The organism is Pseudomonas capsici, assembly GCF_017165765.1.
Taxonomy (GTDB): Bacteria; Pseudomonadota; Gammaproteobacteria; order Pseudomonadales; family Pseudomonadaceae; genus Aquipseudomonas; species Aquipseudomonas capsici.
On record NZ_JAFGZD010000003.1, the window covers coordinates 33942 to 49584 of the forward strand.

General features: G+C 58.5%; 17 protein-coding genes. 6 read left to right on the forward strand and 11 right to left on the reverse strand.

Annotated elements, in window-relative coordinates:
• The first annotated feature begins 45 nt into the window (after positions 1-45).
• Positions 46-495 carry a YcgN family cysteine cluster protein gene (locus tag JSY17_RS04790; RefSeq protein ID WP_117182955.1) on the forward strand — a complete coding sequence of 150 codons (450 nt, stop codon included), beginning with the start codon at positions 46-48 and terminating at the stop codon, positions 493-495.
• A gap of 3 nt (positions 496-498) precedes the next feature.
• Here the strand turns inward: JSY17_RS04790 and JSY17_RS04795 are convergent, their stop codons facing one another.
• The 7 genes from JSY17_RS04795 to JSY17_RS04825 all read right to left on the reverse strand — a co-directional run bounded on the left by JSY17_RS04795 (position 499) and on the right by JSY17_RS04825 (position 7240).
• Positions 499-876, reverse strand: a complete 378-nt coding sequence (locus JSY17_RS04795; protein ID WP_117164112.1) for a YgaP family membrane protein — start codon at positions 874-876, stop codon at positions 499-501.
• A 77-nt stretch (positions 877-953) separates the two neighbouring features.
• Positions 954-1442, reverse strand: a complete 489-nt coding sequence (locus JSY17_RS04800) for an RNA methyltransferase (protein WP_117164113.1) — start codon at positions 1440-1442, stop codon at positions 954-956.
• Positions 1443-1492: 50 nt separating this feature from the next.
• Entirely contained in the window at positions 1493-2299 is an 807-nt protein-coding gene (locus JSY17_RS04805) for a copper resistance protein B (RefSeq protein ID WP_408636086.1), read from the reverse strand.
• A gap of 76 nt (positions 2300-2375) precedes the next feature.
• The gene (locus tag JSY17_RS04810) at positions 2376-4067 is read right to left on the reverse strand and encodes a copper resistance system multicopper oxidase (protein WP_206402081.1); all 1692 of its coding nucleotides are present in this window, start codon (positions 4065-4067) and stop codon (positions 2376-2378) included.
• Positions 4068-4187: 120 nt separating this feature from the next.
• Positions 4188-4559, reverse strand: a complete 372-nt coding sequence (locus JSY17_RS04815) for a YajD family HNH nuclease (protein ID WP_117164116.1) — start codon at positions 4557-4559, stop codon at positions 4188-4190.
• Positions 4560-4627: 68 nt separating this feature from the next.
• Positions 4628-5104 carry a cyclic nucleotide-binding domain-containing protein gene (locus tag JSY17_RS04820; RefSeq protein WP_117164117.1) on the reverse strand — a complete coding sequence of 159 codons (477 nt, stop codon included), beginning with the start codon at positions 5102-5104 and terminating at the stop codon, positions 4628-4630.
• A gap of 87 nt (positions 5105-5191) precedes the next feature.
• The gene (locus tag JSY17_RS04825; RefSeq protein WP_206402082.1) at positions 5192-7240 is read right to left on the reverse strand and encodes a S9 family peptidase; all 2049 of its coding nucleotides are present in this window, start codon (positions 7238-7240) and stop codon (positions 5192-5194) included.
• A gap of 141 nt (positions 7241-7381) precedes the next feature.
• On the opposite strand from JSY17_RS04825, the gene JSY17_RS04830 reads away from it, so the two are divergent.
• Genes JSY17_RS04830 through JSY17_RS04840 form a run of 3 tightly spaced genes read left to right on the forward strand, consistent with a single transcriptional unit; the run spans position 7382 to position 9243 of the window.
• Positions 7382-7852, forward strand: coding sequence for an MFS transporter (locus JSY17_RS04830; RefSeq protein WP_117164119.1), 471 nt, complete (start codon positions 7382-7384; stop codon positions 7850-7852).
• A 52-nt stretch (positions 7853-7904) separates the two neighbouring features.
• Positions 7905-8690 carry a class II glutamine amidotransferase gene (locus tag JSY17_RS04835; RefSeq protein ID WP_117164120.1) on the forward strand — a complete coding sequence of 262 codons (786 nt, stop codon included), beginning with the start codon at positions 7905-7907 and terminating at the stop codon, positions 8688-8690.
• Positions 8691-8718: 28 nt separating this feature from the next.
• Positions 8719-9243 carry a DUF2937 family protein gene (locus JSY17_RS04840; protein ID WP_206402083.1) on the forward strand — a complete coding sequence of 175 codons (525 nt, stop codon included), beginning with the start codon at positions 8719-8721 and terminating at the stop codon, positions 9241-9243.
• A gap of 20 nt (positions 9244-9263) precedes the next feature.
• Here the strand turns inward: JSY17_RS04840 and JSY17_RS04845 are convergent, their stop codons facing one another.
• From JSY17_RS04845 to JSY17_RS04860, 4 genes are all read right to left on the reverse strand, one after another.
• Complete coding sequence (locus tag JSY17_RS04845; RefSeq protein ID WP_206402084.1) at positions 9264-9983, reverse strand: WbqC family protein; 720 nt, start codon at positions 9981-9983, stop codon at positions 9264-9266.
• 186 nt (positions 9984-10169) lie between these two features.
• A complete protein-coding gene (locus JSY17_RS04850) occupies positions 10170-11348 on the reverse strand; it encodes a vWA domain-containing protein (RefSeq protein WP_117182950.1) in 1179 nt (392 codons plus the stop codon).
• A 39-nt stretch (positions 11349-11387) separates the two neighbouring features.
• On the reverse strand, positions 11388-12233 hold the full coding sequence (locus JSY17_RS04855) for an AAA family ATPase (RefSeq protein WP_117164124.1): 846 nt from the start codon (positions 12231-12233) through the stop codon (positions 11388-11390).
• 155 nt (positions 12234-12388) lie between these two features.
• Positions 12389-13459 (reverse strand): DUF748 domain-containing protein, encoded by a 1071-nt coding sequence (locus JSY17_RS04860; protein WP_206402086.1) that lies wholly within the window; start codon positions 13457-13459, stop codon positions 12389-12391.
• A 125-nt stretch (positions 13460-13584) separates the two neighbouring features.
• Between JSY17_RS04860 and cysK the strand changes: the two genes are divergently transcribed.
• Together cysK and JSY17_RS04870 are read left to right on the forward strand one after the other, a co-directional pair.
• Positions 13585-14559: a cysteine synthase A gene (gene cysK, locus JSY17_RS04865; protein WP_117164126.1), complete on the forward strand. Its 975-nt coding sequence runs from the start codon at positions 13585-13587 to the stop codon at positions 14557-14559.
• A 118-nt stretch (positions 14560-14677) separates the two neighbouring features.
• Positions 14678-15616 (forward strand): aspartyl/asparaginyl beta-hydroxylase domain-containing protein, encoded by a 939-nt coding sequence (locus tag JSY17_RS04870; RefSeq protein WP_117182949.1) that lies wholly within the window; start codon positions 14678-14680, stop codon positions 15614-15616.
• The last annotated feature ends 27 nt before the right edge of the window (positions 15617-15643 follow it).

Genomic DNA, 15643 nt, shown 5'->3' on the forward strand with positions numbered 1-15643 from the left:
CACTAGACTGGCGGCCTTTTCATTCTCGATACCGTTGTCCGAACCATGGCCGCTAAAGTTGAACCCTTCTGGATACGCAAGACACTCGAACAACTGGACAGGGACGAGTGGGAATCGCTGTGCGATGGCTGCGGTCTGTGCTGTCTGCAGAAGCTGGAAGATGAGGACGACAACAGCGTTTACTACACGCGCATCGCCTGCAAGTTGCTGGACCTGAAAACCTGTCAGTGCTCCGATTACAGCAATCGTCGAGCTTCTGTACCTGACTGCATTCAGCTTACGGCCGGGCAGGCCGACGAGTTCAAATGGCTGCCGCCCACCTGTGGTTATCGTCTGGTCAGCGAAGGGAAGGATCTACCGCTCTGGCACCATCTGGTGTGCGGGGATCGCGAGGCGGTGCATCACGAGCGCATCTCCCAGTCGGGGCGCATGCTCAGCGAGAACAGCGTGCCCGAGGACGACTGGGAGGACTATCTGATTTTCCGCGCCGGCTAGGGGTCAGACGTCGCCTTTCGGATCCTTCAAGGCATCGATGCCGTTGATGACCGAAGTTCTGGCGGCCAGTTCGGCATTATCCTTGAGCTGTTTCAACTCGGCACCAGCGCGTTCGATATCCGAGCGCGCACTGTGCAGGCTGCTGCGGCTTTTCTCGATCAGGCTTTTGGCCGAGCAGTGTCCGGTGATACCGCGAGCCAGTACGGCACCGCCGATGGCCAGTTGTACCAGGCCCAGCAGGCCGCCACGGCGCAGCCCTTTGCCCATCAGTGTCACGCCACCTGCCAGAGAGCCAATGCGCTCCCAGCCCTGAACGTTCTGCTGCGGGTAGTTGTGCAGTCGCGGGGTGTCGATTCTATCGATGATCGGGGTGTCGCTCATGATGGTTCTCCATGACGTGATAAGTCGGCTTCAACGAAACTGACTGCCCATCCGTGAAACTGTTCACTGCATTTTCATCAATGGTCGGGCTTTTCCCGGCCAAACTGTGGACCCGAGCGGGTGTTCACGCCCTTGGCCATGCGGTCATAGAGCACGACATTGACGGTCGCAGCCAGGTTCATGCAGCCCTGAGTGGGGATGTAGACCACGTCTTCGCACCAGTCGCGGATTTCCTGATCCAGCGAGCCGTCTTCCGGGCCGAAGATATACAGGGCGCGATCCGGGTGAGTGTATTCGGGCAGGGCGCGAGCACCGTCCACCAGTTCCACCGCAACCGGAATGCAGCCCAGCGGCAGAATGCTCTTGAGGTCTTCGATGCCGATCAGCGGGATATCCTGATGGATCTTCTTGGTGTCGGTGATGAAGTCCCGGGCGCGCTCGTAGCGTTTGCCGGTGTAGAAGACCGAAGCCACGCCATAACAGCCCGCTGCCCGCATCACCGAGCCGACGTTTTCCGGGGATTTGGGGTTGTAAAGGCCGATGCAGGCGTACCGTTTGTTTGCCACTTGAAAGATGCTCTGGGTAAAACGCGGAAGTATACGGGAGAACGCAAAGCCTAGAACCACATCCTGATACCCAGCACCCACCTTGCTTCGCTGCGATCTTCGCCTTCTTCACGAGCATAATCGGCGGTCTTGCCGTAAGTCCGGTTCCAGCTCACGCCAATATAAGGCGCGAACTCCCGGCGGATTTCATAGCGAAGCCGCAGGCCGACTTCGGTGTTGGACAGGCCGGAGCCAATACCTCGCTGCGCATCGTCCTTGCCGTAGACGTTGAGCTCGGCCGTGGGCTGCAGGATCAGCCGGTTGGTCAGCAGCAGGTCGTAATCGCCCTCAAGGCGTGCGGCGCTCTGGCCTGCTTCACCGATAAAGGCTGTGGCCTGGGCCTCGAAGTTGGACAGGGCCATGCCCTGAATGCCAAAAGCGGCCCAGGTCTGCGGATCGCCCGGCTTGAAATCCTGCCGTGCGCCTGCGACTACATCCCACCATGGACTGATCGCGTGTCCCCACAGTGCCTGGATCTCGGCGTCTGCGGTCTTGCCATGGGTGCGTTCGCCTTCGGAGCGTATCCACAGGCGATCGATATCTCCTCCGACCCAGCCTTTGACATCCCACGCCAGAGTGCCGCCCTGGTCGGCATCCTGCCATTCCAGCTTGTCGGCCATGAAGAAAGTATTGATGGCGCTGTCATGTACCGTATGGCCTGTATGGCTGGTATAGACGGCAGCCCTGTCTTCATCCGTCAGTTCGGGAATGGGCGTACGGCTCTGGCCAGCGCTGGATGGTACGGGCTGCGCATGGTCGTGATGCATGGAATGGCTGCCGTGATCCATGCCGCTCATGTCGTCGGCCAGGGCTGGCATCGGCACCAAGGGGCCCAGTGCAACAAGCAGGCCGGACAGACGGGAAAGATGAAAGGTTCTGTTCATGCTGAGGTTCTCATTCTTCCACGCGCACTTCGCGGAACATGCCCATTTCCATGTGGTAGAGCAGATGGCAGTGGTAGGCCCAGCGCCCGAGGGCATCGGCGGTGACGCGATAGCTGCGCCTCGAGCCCGGTGGCATGTCGATGGTGTGCTTGCGGACCATGAATTGCCCGTTCTCGTCTTCGAGGTCGCTCCACATGCCATGCAGGTGAATGGGGTGGGTCATCATGGTGTCGTTGACCAGTACGATTCTGATGCGCTCGCCATACTTGAGCTTCAGCGGTTCGGCGTCCGAAAACTTCACGCCGTTGAAGGACCAGGCGAACTTCTCCATGTGGCCGGTGAGGTGCAGTTCGATGGTACGTCCGGGCTCGCGTCCGTCCGGGTCCTCGAATGTGCTGCGCAGATCCGCGTAGGTCAGGACCCGACGACCGTTGTTTCTCAGGCCGATGCCCGGGTCGTCCAGCCTTGGAGTGGTTTTCATGGCCTGCATGTCCACCAGCGGGTTGTTCTTCTCGGTATCCGGGTGCGACTGCGGCTTGTCCATGCCTGACATGTCATGGTGACTCATGCCCGCCATGTTGCCGTGATCCATTCCCATGTCGTCCATGCTCAGCAACGGGCGTGGGTCGAGAGCTGGAACCGGTGCCGTTGCACCGGCCTTGCGGGTGAGCGTGCCACGGGCAAACCCCGTGCGGTCCATGGACTGGGCGAACAGGGTGTAGGCCTCTTCGGTGGGTTCGACGATGACATCGAAGGTTTCGGCAACGGCTATGCGCAACTCATCCACGCTGACGGGTTTGACGTGCAAGCCATCGGCAGCGACCACGGTCATTTTCAGGCCGGGAATCCGCACGTCGAAGTAGGTCATGGACGAACCGTTGATAAAGCGCAGCCTGATCCGTTCTCCCGCTCGAAATACCCCGGTCCAGTTCATGTCGGGGGCCTTGCCGTTCATGAGGTAGGTGTAGGTCGCTGCGCTCACATCGGCCAGATCGGTCGGGTTCATCTTCATCCCGGCCCACATGGTGCGATCGGCAACGGCCGTGCCCCAGCCTTTCTCGCCGACATCGTGAATGAAGTCACCCACGGTGCGCTTGTTGTAGTTGTAGTAGTCCGATTGTTTCTTGAGGTTCTTCATCAGCCTGAGCGGATCTTCATCCGTCCAGTCCGTGAGCATCACCACGTAGTCGCGCTCGTACTGGAAGGGTTCAGGCTCCCTGGCATCGATCACCAGCGGGCCATACACCCCCGACTGCTCCTGAAAACCGGAATGGCTGTGATACCAGTAAGTGCCGTTCTGTCGGACCTTGAAACGGTAGACATACATGCCGTCCGGTTCGATACCTTGAAAACTCAGACCCGGAACGCCGTCCATGTTGGCGGGCAGCAGAATGCCGTGCCAGTGAATGGAGGTGTTTTCCTTGAGACGGTTTTTCACCCGTAAGGTGACGGTATCGCCTTCGCGCCAGCGCAGCAGAGGGCCGGGGATTCCACCGTTGATGGTCATGGCCGTTTTTTGCGTGCCGGTGATATTGACCGGGGTTTCGCCGATGAAAAGATCGAACTCGGTACCCGCCAGCACCCCGGGTTGATCCGCGCCGCCGATGGCCCACACAGGACTTTGCCAAAGCCCGATACCGCCCAGCAGGCTGCCGGCTGTCAGCCCTTTCACAAAGGTTCGTCTTGAGGTCTTGGAGTGCATGCCCAGGTTGTATCCAGTCAGTTGCGTGCTTGTCTGGAGGGAAGATGCCACAACGAGGCCGGGCGGGTGATTACATTTCTGTAAGGTTACAGATCACGCCGCCCAGAGATTGACGAGGTGTTATTCCTTTTTCATCAACCCCGCCAGCGCAGCGAACGGGTTGTGGGTGGCCTTGGCGGCTTTGGGGGTGCTGAGGGAACTGTCGGAGAAATATTGCTGGTCGGTGTAGCGCGAGTGCTCGTTGTCATGGCAATACAGGCACAGCAGTTCCCAGTTGGAGCCGTCCTGAGGATTGTTGTCATGGTTGTGGTCGCGGTGGTGGACGGTCAGCTCGCTCAGGCGCTTGCCCGAGAACTCCCGTGCGCAACGTCCGCAGACGTGGGGGTACATGCGCAACGCCTTGTCGCGATAACCCATTTCGCGGTCACGCTGGGCGTCGGCCAGGATACGGTCCAGCTTGGACGTGTTGGAAGGAGGGTTGGCCGTGCTCATGGTGTCACCTGTGTCGTGTGCGCATTGATAGCGGGAATGCGCACAAGTTTAGCCTCAGATGACGAAACTCACACCTGTTGGGACAGCAGTTGGCCATCGACCATGCGCAGACGCCTGGACAGCGAAATGGCCAGGGCGCGAATGATCTTGGCGGCGATTTTCGGCGCTTCTTCGAGCATCTTGTCCAGCGAGTCCTTGCCCAGGTTCAGCAACTGGCAATCCGATGCGGCAATGCAACTGGCCGAACGCCGTTCGCCGTCCAGTACCGCCATTTCACCGAATGCCCGGCCTCGACGCAGCGTGGCGATTTCCACCTGCTGGCCTTCGGGGTTGAGTTTCTGTACCGAAACCGTGCCGCGGTCGATGATGCACATGAAAGTGCCGGCATCGCCCTCGTTGAAAATACTCTGGCCTTCCTGGATATCGCTGATGCTGAAGTAGCCCGCGACGGTCAGGTAGTCGGCGGGCAGCAGGGTGTCGAACAGGCCGCAGTCCAGCAGCATGTCGCGTATGGCATTGTTCAGGTGTGACGGTTGTTCTGACATGGTTCGGTCTTGTGCAGGTATGTGCAGGTAAGAGGGGAGCAGGTCCGTGCTCCCCGATGCTACTAAGACAGACTATTGGCGCCAAGTTCAGTCCAGTTGCAAAACCTTGAAGATAAAACCGTACTCCAGGGCGACATCGCGCAGCCCCTGATAGCGACCGCTCATGCCGCCATGGCCAGCCCCCAGTTCGGTCTTGAGCAGCAGAAGGTTGTCGTCAGTCCTGGTGGCGCGCAGTTTCGCGACCCATTTGGCAGCTTCCCAATACTGCACGCGACTGTCGTTGTAACCGGCAATGACCAGCGTGGCGGGGTAGGCCTGGGCACTGACATTCTCGTAAGGCGCATAGGCCTTGATACGGGCATGAACTTCCGGGTCCTGCGGATTGCCCCATTCGTCGTACTCGGTGACGGTCAGCGGCAGTTCAGGGTCGAGCATGGTGTTGAGCACATCCACGAACGGCACTTCGGCAATCGCTGCCTTGAACAGCTCCGGGCGCTGGTTGAGTACGGCACCGATCAACAGGCCACCGGCACTGCCGCCACTGATGACCAGTTGATCGGCGCGAGTCAGGCCCTGATCGATCAGGTGTTCGGCACAGGCTATGAAGTCGCCGAAGGTGTTCTGCTTGTGTTCCTGTTTGCCATTGCGATACCAGGCTTCGCCCAGCTCTCCGCCGCCACGTACATGGGCGATGGCAAAGGCCACGCCACGATCCAGCAGGCTCAGGCGAGCGTGGGAGAACCATGGGTCCAGGCTTTCGCCATAGGCACCGTAACCATAGAGATAAAGTGGCGTCGCCTGGCCCAGCAACTCGCGTTTGACCACCAGACTGATGGGCACTTGTGTGCCATCGCCGGCGGTCGCCCACAGACGCTGGCTGACATAGGCATCGGCATCGAACTCACCGAGCACCGGGGTTTCCTTGAGCACCAGTTGCTCGCCGGTGGCCAGATTCAATTGACGGACCTGTGCCGGGCGATTGAGGGACTGGTAGCGCAGGCGGATGCTGTTGCTGTCGAATTCCAGCGAATCCTGCACATACAGGCTGTAGGCCGCGTCGGGCAATTGCACGCGATAGGCCGGCAGATCCTGTGGGCGAACCTCGATGATCGGCAAACCGCCTTCGCGCAGGCTCAGGGTCAGGCTTCTGGCATTGAGGCTCACATCTTCCAGCATCACCGTATCGCTGTGCGGAACCAGCACTTGCCAGCCGTCGCGGCCCGCATTCTGTTCCGGGGCCTGATACAGCGCGAAGTTGATACCGCTCTGATTGCTGCGGATAAACCAGCTCCAGACACCGTCGAGCTGGCCGTGATCGGGAAAGTATTCATGGCCCTCGACCCGCTCGGCCATGCACACAAAGGCTTGCTCGGGATGCTCGGCATCCAGCAGCCAGGCTTCGCTGGTGGTCTTGCTGTTGAGCAGCAGAATCAGTTGGCGCTCGGAACTGCTACGGAAGCAGTGCAGGAAGAAGCGACCGTCCGGCTCGTTGAATACCAGGTCGGCCGAGTCGCTGCCCAGACGATGGCGATAAAGCTTGTGCGGGCGATGGGTATCGTCCAGTTCGCCGAAAAACAGCGTCTGACTGTCATTGGCCCAGGTCATGCTGCCGTCGCAATCCTCGAACGGCAGGCTGCTTACCTGGCCTGTGGCCAGTTCCTTGACGTAAAGCTCATAGACCTCTTCACCGGTGGTATCCAGGCTGTAGGCCAGGCGCCGATGGTCAGGGCTGATACTGAAAGCGCCCAGAGAGAAGAACCCGCCATTGGCCAGTACGTTGGGGTCCAGCAGCAGTTCTTCGCGGCTTTCATCCACGGTGTTCGAGTCGTCTGCCGGGCGCGGGCAGCGATAGTGTCGGGCGTATTCGTCGCCCTCGGTGGTGCGGGTGTAATACAGATAAGGGCCCCAGGGGGAGGGCAGCGACAGGTCGGTTTCCAGGATGCGGCCTTTTATTTCCTGGAACAGGGTTTCACGCAACTGTGCCTGATCGGCCAGTTGCTGTTCCTGATAGCTGTTTTCAGCCTTGAGGTAGTCGAGCACTTCATCGCTGTCGCGATTCTGCAACCATGCATAGGGATCGCCGCCGTCGGCCTTGCGAGCGATCGGGGCGCTGGAGGTGGCATTCGAGAAGGACATGCGGGGCTCTCTTTAAGGGCATCGGGTCATTGAAATATCGGTGGCTGCAAGTATGGCGCACCTATTACTGAAGCCGGGCGAGCCGGGCCAGTGAAAAGTCGTTATCATAAGCGCCTATTTACCTGCCTTACCACGGACGTCATGACCGAGAACGACTATCTGATCGCCTGGGGCCTCTATGCATTTGCAGCATTGGGCTGCCTGCTGGTGTGGTTTTTGATGACCCGCTGGATGTGGCGCTACCTCAAAGAGCCACTTCGGGTGATTGGCGCGGTGTTGCTGTTCACGCCGACCATCGTCGATCCTGCCAAGGAATTATTGGCGCCTGCCGTGGCTGTCACGGCTCTTGATCTGCTGTTCAAGGTGGGCAGCAATGTCTGGACCGCGATCATCGATCTGGCCACCTATGGCATGTTTGCCTTCGTTGCCTATCTGGTGTTCGTGCTGGTGCGCTGGCCCATCGAGAAAAACCGCAAGGCTCGTCAGCCACAGCCGGTCGCTGAGCCTGACGACACCGACGACGAACCTTTTGCCAGAGAAGACCGCTACGGTCGCAGCCCGGCTGCACCGGTCGCCAGTGCGAGTCGTGGGCGAGTCGAGCCACGTTTGTAAGAACCCGCTTCGTTGGCAAGCGTGCAGCACGTATTGAAGCGAGAACCTGAGCATGTGTGAACTACTGGGCATGAGCGCCAATGTCCCGACCGATATCGTTTTCAGCTTTACCGGGCTGATGCAGCGGGGCGGGCGCACCGGCCCGCATCGCGATGGCTGGGGGATCGCCTTCTATGAAGGGCGTGGCTTGCGTCTGTTTCAGGACCCGGCGGCCAGCAGCGAATCGGAAGTTGCGCAACTGGTACAGCGCTATCCCATCAAGAGTGAAGTGGTCATAGGGCATATCCGTCAGGCCAATGTCGGCAAGGTCTGCCTGTCCAACACCCATCCTTTCGTGCGCGAGCTCTGGGGACGCAACTGGTGTTTTGCCCATAACGGTCAACTGGCCGATTTCAGTCCCCGTGCTACCTTTTATCGTCCTGTGGGCGATACCGACAGTGAAGCGGCATTCTGCGACTTGCTCAATCGGGTCCGCGAAGCCTTTCCCGAGCCGGTGGAAGTCGAGCAACTGCTGCCTTATCTGATTCAGGCATGCTCCGAGTACCGGGGTAAAGGCGTGTTCAATTGCCTGCTCAGTGACGGCGACTGGCTGTTCTGCTTCTGCAGTACCAAACTGGTACAGATCACCCGCCGTGCGCCCTTTGGCCCGGCACGCTTGAAGGATGTCGACATGATCGTCGACTTTCAGGCAGAAACCACGCCCCATGACGTGGTCACGGTCATTGCTACCGAACCGCTGACCGAGAACGAGACCTGGAATCGTTACGAGCCGGGCCAGTGGAGCCTGTGGCGCAAGGGCGAATGCGTGACCCAAGGATCAACCGATACTCCGATGTAAGTTCGCCTAACCGACAAGAGGGATCTAAATGCTGCGAAGTTATCTGCGCCTGGTCTTGTTCACGACTGGCCTGCTGTTAGGGGTTCAGGTTCCGGGTTTCATCAGCGACTACAGCAAGCGAGTCGAAGCGCATCTGATCGAGGCGCAACAGGCCATCAAGGGTTACAACGCAACTGCGCAGCAATTCTTCAAGGGCGATATCCAGGCGTTGATCCAACACTATCGCAACAGCGAAGACCCGGTGTTTCGCAGCGATGCCGACAACATCAGCACATTGCTGACCCGCACTCACGTGCTTGAACGCCAATGGCTCGGCCTGCAGGGCGCGTGGTATTCCAGAGCCTGGTATGTCGCAACTTCAGCCGATGCCGATATCCGCCGCGAAACCTTCAATGGCTACACCTGGCAAGTGCTGCTGGCACCTGAAGTCATTGCCTGGGGCATTATCTCGGCATTGTTGCTGGCACTGCTGATCGAAAGCTTCTTCCTGCTGCTGGGCTGGGTGGTGACGGGCGGGCGGCGCAAGCCAGCGTTGAACCGGGACTGGCGCTGAGCGCTCCTGCGGGGGCTTACTCAAACCTCACACTCCGTATTGCACCGTATGTACTCCGTAATAGCCCCCGGCTCATTCCACATCAGCAAATCCAGAATGGAGAGGTTTTCCACGAAGGTGTAGTGAGCGGTCGGGTAGATCAATGGCGAGGGTTTGAGGAATCGCAGTTCTATTTGCCGGTCGTGCCATTCGCTGGGAATGAGTATTTCCCGACCGCCGGGGGCGTTGATGTAGCGGCGGGCACCCATCACGCTGCTGATTTCCAGCGCCCACTGACCGGCGTGTTCAATGGGAGGCAGTTCCAGTTGCATGTCGGAGCAGGATGTCCAGTTGAACTCCATGCCGAGATAGTCGCAGACAACTTTCAGGGAACTGGCATTCAAGTCGCCAATGCTGGCCGAGCGGGTCGAGTTGAACGTCTGGTCGATCAGTTGCAGGGTCTGTTTAAAGAAGGGGGCCTTGCTGCGGTAGTGTTCAAGCTGGCCTCGGATATGTCTCAATGAGCCAGCGTGATCGATGACCATCGTGTCCTTGATCAGCATGCCGTCCCTGCTTTTCACCGGGATGGTTATATATTGCCAGCCACCTTTGTCATCGAGCATTCGATTGCGGTTCATCCAGCTTTTGCGCTTGTACTTGACGATATCGAAGAGAATTCCCCGCTCCACCGAGGCGATAAGCTGGAAGTAACCGAGGTAGGGAAAGAAATAGGGCTGCATGATGCCCAGGGTTTTGATCATGGAACCCCACGAGGTCTCGACGACGGCGGTTAGCCGGCGGAGTAGTCAGGAATACAACTGATGGGTTGTGATTACTGCTGTGGGTGTCGCACTGGGAAGCCTAGTCTGGCGGGCTGAAAGGGAGCTGTTACTGGTCGCTTTCGACAAGCCGGTCGATGACCGGCTTTGACGAAAGGTGGAGAAGGCTCATTTGGCCAGATAGCGCATGCTTTCTTCCAGGCCGCGCAAGGTCAGGGGGTACATCTGGTCCTCGATCAGATCGCGGATGATGTGGGTGGAGGAGGTGTAGTCCCAGGCATTTCTGGGATAAGGGTTGATCCAGACGATCTTCTTGAACTTGGCCATGAAGCGCTGCATCCACACATAGCCCGCTTCCTCGTTCCAGTGTTCGACGCTGCCTCCCGGCTGGGTGATTTCATAAGGCGCCATGGCGGCATCACCGATGAATATCACTTTGTAGTCGGCACCGTACTTGTGCAGCAGGTCCTGGGTAGAAGTGCGTTCCGAGCCCCGGCGCAGGTTGTTCTTCCAGACCGATTCATAAATGAAGTTATGAAAGTAGAAATACTCCATGTGCTTGAACTCGGTCTTGCAGGCCGAAAACAGTTCTTCGCAGACTTTCACATGGGCATCCATCGAGCCGCCGATATCGAATAACAGCAGCAGCTTGATGGTGTTGCGCCGTTCGGGGCGCATCTGGATATTCAGCAGGCCTGCATCGCGGGCGGTGTGGTCGATGGTGCCGTCGATATCCAGCTCATCGGCAGCGCCCTGGCGGGCGAACTTGCGCAGGCGGCGCAGGGCGACCTTGATATTGCGGGTGCCCAGTTCCACCTGGTCGTCCAGGTTCTTGTACTCGCGCTGATCCCAGACCTTGACCGCCTTGCCCTTGCGTTCACCGGCTTCGCCGACGCGGATGCCTTCGGGGTTGTAGCCACCCGAGCCGAAAGGGCTGGTGCCGCCGGTGCCGATCCATTTGTTGCCTCCGGCATGGCGCTCTTTCTGTTCTTCCAGGCGTTTCTTGAACTCTTCGATCAGCTTGTCCAGACCGCCCAGGGACTGGATCTGGGCGCGTTCTTCCTCGCTCAGCGAGCGCTCGAACTCCTTGCGCAGCCAGTCTTCCGGGATCAGTGCCTGCAAGTGATCGTCGAGCTTTTCCAGGCCGTTGAAGTAGGCCCCGAAAGCCCGGTCGAACTTGTCGAAGTGGCGTTCGTCCTTGACCAGAATGGTGCGCGCCAGAAAGTAGAACTCATCGATATCGGCGAAGATGACCCGCTGTTTCAGCGCGTTGATCAAGTCCAGCAATTCACGCAATGACACCGGCACTTTCGCCGCACGCATTTCGTTGAACAGGTTGAGCAGCATGGCTGTCGCCCTTTTTCGTGACAGAGTGGATAAAGACGCTCAGCGATTGCCGCGGCGGCTCATGAACGCCAGGCGCTCAAGCAGTTGCACGTCCTGCTCGTTCTTGACCAGGGCACCGGCCAGCGGCGGAATCGCCTTGGTCGGGTCGCGCTCGCGCAGTACCGCTTCGCCGATATTGTCGGCCATCAGCAGCTTCAGCCAGTCCACCAGCTCCGAGGTCGACGGCTTTTTCTTCAGGCCCGGCACCTTGCGCACGTCGAAAAATACATCCAGTGCCTCGCTGACCAGATCCTTCTTGATGTCGGGGTAATGGACGTCGACGATTTTCTGCAGGGTGGCGCGGTCCGGAAAGGCGATGTAGTGGAAGAAGCAGCGACGCAGGAAGGCATCCGGCAGCTCTTTCTCGTTGTTGGAAGTAATGATGATGATCGGGCGCTGCTTCGCCTTGATGGTTTCGTCGATCTCGTAAACGTAGAACTCCATCTTGTCGAGTTCTTGCAGCAGGTCGTTGGGGAATTCGATATCGGCCTTGTCGATTTCGTCGATCAGCAGGATCACGCGCTCTTCGGACTCGAAGGCTTCCCAGAGCTTGCCTTTCTTCAGGTAGTTGCGCACGTCGTGGACTTTATCGACACCCAGTTGTGAGTCGCGCAGACGGCTGACCGCATCGTATTCGTACAGGCCCTGATGAGCCTTGGTGGTGGATTTGATGTGCCAAGTAATCAGCCGGGCACCGAAGGATTCGGCCAGTTGTTCGGCCAGCATGGTCTTGCCGGTGCCGGGTTCACCCTTGACCAGCAACGGTCGTTCCAGGGTGATGGCGGCGTTGACCGCAAGCTTGAGGTCGTCGGTGGCGACGTATGCGTGGGTGCCTTCGAACTTCATCGGTGAATCCTCTAACGTGACGCGCAGTCTGTGCTGGCGCGGCTCAATGGGGGCAAAGAATGTGACGACTATAGCGCGCAGGGTTGTCGACTGTGAACGCAGATGCCTCATTCAGTCATTGAATGAAGGATTGCGCTCACAGGGTCGTACCGGGCTCAGGAGTTTTCATTGCTCTCGTAGCGGGTGTTGAACGCCTGGATGAAGGCATTGCGCAGGACCTGAAGGAAAGCCTGGAAGCCGCTGATGTCCTGCTGGCGTACGCTGCCGCTGAGATCGACACGGGTGGCGAACTGATTCTGGCGCTGGTTTTTCAGAACGGTCTCACTGCCGCCCACCAGCGCTTCCCAGATCGAGCGGAAGAAGCCCTTGTTCCGGTTTTCCACATCCTGTTTCCAGTTGAACACATCGACATTGCGCAGCAGCGGTTTGATATAGCCGCTTAGCTGGCCGTTGTTGGCCTGGGCTTCGATGACCAGATCGCCATTGCCGGCATTGAAGTCGAACTTGCCATAGGCCGAGGCAAAGTCATTGAGCCGTCGCAGATGGATGCCCGTGGCGCGCAGGCGAAAGTCGAAATCCTGAAAGTCGCTGAGCGGGTCGAAGGTCGCATTGGCTTCCACGGCGGCACCGCCCAGCAGTCGGCCCATGCCTTCGAAACGGGCGTCGCGCTTGCCTTCTACATCCACCACGTTGGTCAGGTTGTAGAAGCTGGCATTGATCCGGTCGGCCTCGATCCTGACCTTGGGAGTTGACGTGAAGTTGTTGAAGGTGACACGGGCATTCTCGATGCGTGCTTCATCCAGGGTGATGGGCAACAGTTTGTTCAACTGGGTGCGCCAGTCCGTCCCCTGGCCCGTCTGCGAGGCCTGCTTGTCATTGCCGCCATCGACAAAGTTCAGCTCCGGCTCGATGAACACCACCCGGGCCACTACCGCATGGTTATACCAGAGGGCATGCCAGCTCACAGCCAGGTCGATGACCGGCACCTTGACGAAGGGAACCGGGACCTTGCCATCCACCTTGACGATATTCAGCCCGTTGATCCGGTAGGCTCCTCGCCACAGAGCGATATCCACATCGGTTATCTGGCCGCGGTAATCGCCCATGTCCGCGAGTTTGTCATTGAGGTAATTGCGCACCAGATAAGGCAGTGCGGCATTGATGGCGATCAGCAATATGACAAGGGTGGCCAGTATCCATAGCGGCCAGCGGTAACGAGGTTTCATGACCTGAGCCTCTGGATTTGTTGAATGGTTGACTCCCAAGGCTCGCATCCGTTCGGTGCAACTGGACGCGCACTGGCGGTAAGCATAGGCTTTGAGTTTTAACGCATGCGTACAAGGACACGATCATGAGCCGTATTTATGCTGATAACGCCCATTCAATTGGCAATACGCCCCTGGTGCAGATCAACCGCATCGCACCTCGTGGCGTGACGATCCTGGCCAAGATCGAAGGGCGCAATCCAGGCTATTCGGTGAAGTGCCGGATTGGCGCCAACATGATCTGGGACGCCGAAAGCAGCGGCAGACTCAAGCCCGGCATGACCATCATCGAGCCGACATCGGGCAATACCGGGATCGGCCTGGCCTTTGTGGCGGCTGCCCGTGGTTACAAACTGACGCTGACCATGCCCGCATCCATGAGTATCGAGCGACGCAAGGTGCTCAAGGCTCTGGGTGCCGAACTGGTGCTGACCGAGCCGGCCAAGGGCATGAAAGGCGCTATTGCCAAGGCCGAAGAGCTCCTGGCCAGCGATCCCGGGAAATACTTCATGCCGGCGCAGTTCGATAACCCTGCCAACCCGGCCATCCATGAAAAGACCACCGGCCCTGAAATCTGGGAAGACACCGAGGGTGCAATCGATGTATTGGTGGCTGGCGTAGGAACGGGTGGTACGATCACCGGCATTTCCCGCTATATCAAGAACACTCAGGGCAAGCCTATCCAGTCCGTGGCGGTGGAGCCGGATGTGTCACCGATCATCACCCAGGCACTGGCTGGCGAAGAGATCAAACCCAGCCCGCACAAGATCCAGGGCATTGGCGCCGGTTTCATTCCAGGCAACCTGGACCTGTCGCTGATTGACCGGGTCGAGCGGGTCAGCGATGACGAAGCCAAGGCCATGGCACGCCGCCTGATGCAGGAAGAGGGCATCCTGTGCGGCATTTCCTGTGGTGCGGCCATGGCGGCGGCTGTGCGTCTGTCGGAAAAACCAGAGATGCAGGGCAAGACCATCGTCGTGATTCTGCCGGACTCGGGCGAGCGCTACCTGTCGAGCATGTTGTTCAGCGATCTGTTTACCGAACAGGAATTGCAACAGTAAGCGTATCTTTGACTTGTCGGCTTTGTACGGAGTCGACAAGTGTTTATGATGGCCGGCTGCTGATATACCCCCTGACATGACGGCAGTTCAGCTATCTGTCCGTTGCAAGGAGAGTTTCATGACCCTTTCATTTGCTGCCAAGGCATCGATCCTGATGCTGTTTCTGTGCAGCACGCTGTATGTGCATCTGCGGGGCAAGGCGCGTCTGCCCCTGTTGCGTCAGTTCGTGAATCATTCGGCGCTTTTTGCTCCTTATAACGCCTTGATGTACCTGTTTTCCAAGGTGCCGTCCAAGCCGTATCTGGATCGCAGCAAGTTTCCCGAGCTCGATGTGCTCAAGGACAACTGGGAAACCATTCGCGATGAAGCCATGCATCTGTTCGATGAGGGCTATATCCGTGCGGCCGAGAAGAACAACGATGCCGGTTTCGGTTCGTTCTTCAAGAAGGGCTGGAAGCGTTTCTACCTGAAGTGGTACGACAAGGCGCTGCCTTCTGCCGAAACCCTCTGTCCGAAAACCGTGGCTCTGGTCAACAGCATTCCCAATGTCAAAGGTGCAATGTTTGCTTTGCTGCCGGGAGACAGCCATCTCAATCCGCATCGTGACCCGTTTGCCGGTTCGTTGCGCTATCACCTGGGGCTGTCTACGCCCAACTCCGACGCCTGCCGGATTTTCGTCGACGGCGAAGAGTATTCCTGGCGTGATGGCCAGGATGTGATGTTCGATGAAACCTATGTGCACTGGGTCAAGAACGAAACACAGACCACGCGCGTGATCCTGTTCTGCGACGTGGAGCGACCGCTGAACAATGGCTTCATGACCCGCATCAATCGCAGCGTCAGCGCCTTTCTGGGCCGCGCCACTGCGCCACAGAACCTGGATGACGAGCGTGTGGGCGGTATCAACCGTGCCTATGCCTTCAGCAAGCGTTTCAGCGACAGCTTCAGCGGCAAGGTCAAGCAGTTCAAGCGCCAGAACCCCAAGGCCTACCGCGTCATGCGCCCGGTGCTGGCGGTGATCGTCGCGGTCTTGCTGTGGAAGTGGTTGTTCGGATAAGCCGAATGGAAAATCATTTGTGGGAGG

What these genes read in the sequence shown, in the direction of transcription:
- JSY17_RS04820 (WP_117164117.1), bottom strand. Translation starts at nt 5,104, where the DNA reads ATGTCAGAACAACCGTCACACCTGAACAATGCCATACGCGACATGCTG.
- JSY17_RS04840 (WP_206402083.1), top strand. Translation starts at nt 8,719, where the DNA reads ATGCTGCGAAGTTATCTGCGCCTGGTCTTGTTCACGACTGGCCTGCTG.
- JSY17_RS04845 (WP_206402084.1), bottom strand. Translation starts at nt 9,983, where the DNA reads ATGATCAAAACCCTGGGCATCATGCAGCCCTATTTCTTTCCCTACCTC.
- JSY17_RS04795 (WP_117164112.1), bottom strand. Translation starts at nt 876, where the DNA reads ATGAGCGACACCCCGATCATCGATAGAATCGACACCCCGCGACTGCAC.
- JSY17_RS04790 (WP_117182955.1), top strand. Translation starts at nt 46, where the DNA reads ATGGCCGCTAAAGTTGAACCCTTCTGGATACGCAAGACACTCGAACAA.
- JSY17_RS04850 (WP_117182950.1), bottom strand. Translation starts at nt 11,348, where the DNA reads ATGCTGCTCAACCTGTTCAACGAAATGCGTGCGGCGAAAGTGCCGGTG.
- JSY17_RS04855 (WP_117164124.1), bottom strand. Translation starts at nt 12,233, where the DNA reads ATGAAGTTCGAAGGCACCCACGCATACGTCGCCACCGACGACCTCAAG.
- JSY17_RS04835 (WP_117164120.1), top strand. Translation starts at nt 7,905, where the DNA reads ATGTGTGAACTACTGGGCATGAGCGCCAATGTCCCGACCGATATCGTT.
- JSY17_RS04830 (WP_117164119.1), top strand. Translation starts at nt 7,382, where the DNA reads ATGACCGAGAACGACTATCTGATCGCCTGGGGCCTCTATGCATTTGCA.
- JSY17_RS04825 (WP_206402082.1), bottom strand. Translation starts at nt 7,240, where the DNA reads ATGTCCTTCTCGAATGCCACCTCCAGCGCCCCGATCGCTCGCAAGGCC.
- JSY17_RS04815 (WP_117164116.1), bottom strand. Translation starts at nt 4,559, where the DNA reads ATGAGCACGGCCAACCCTCCTTCCAACACGTCCAAGCTGGACCGTATC.
- cysK (WP_117164126.1), top strand. Translation starts at nt 13,585, where the DNA reads ATGAGCCGTATTTATGCTGATAACGCCCATTCAATTGGCAATACGCCC.
- JSY17_RS04870 (WP_117182949.1), top strand. Translation starts at nt 14,678, where the DNA reads ATGACCCTTTCATTTGCTGCCAAGGCATCGATCCTGATGCTGTTTCTG.
- JSY17_RS04805 (WP_408636086.1), bottom strand. Translation starts at nt 2,299, where the DNA reads ATGCCAGCCCTGGCCGACGACATGAGCGGCATGGATCACGGCAGCCAT.
- JSY17_RS04810 (WP_206402081.1), bottom strand. Translation starts at nt 4,067, where the DNA reads ATGCACTCCAAGACCTCAAGACGAACCTTTGTGAAAGGGCTGACAGCC.
- JSY17_RS04860 (WP_206402086.1), bottom strand. Translation starts at nt 13,459, where the DNA reads ATGAAACCTCGTTACCGCTGGCCGCTATGGATACTGGCCACCCTTGTC.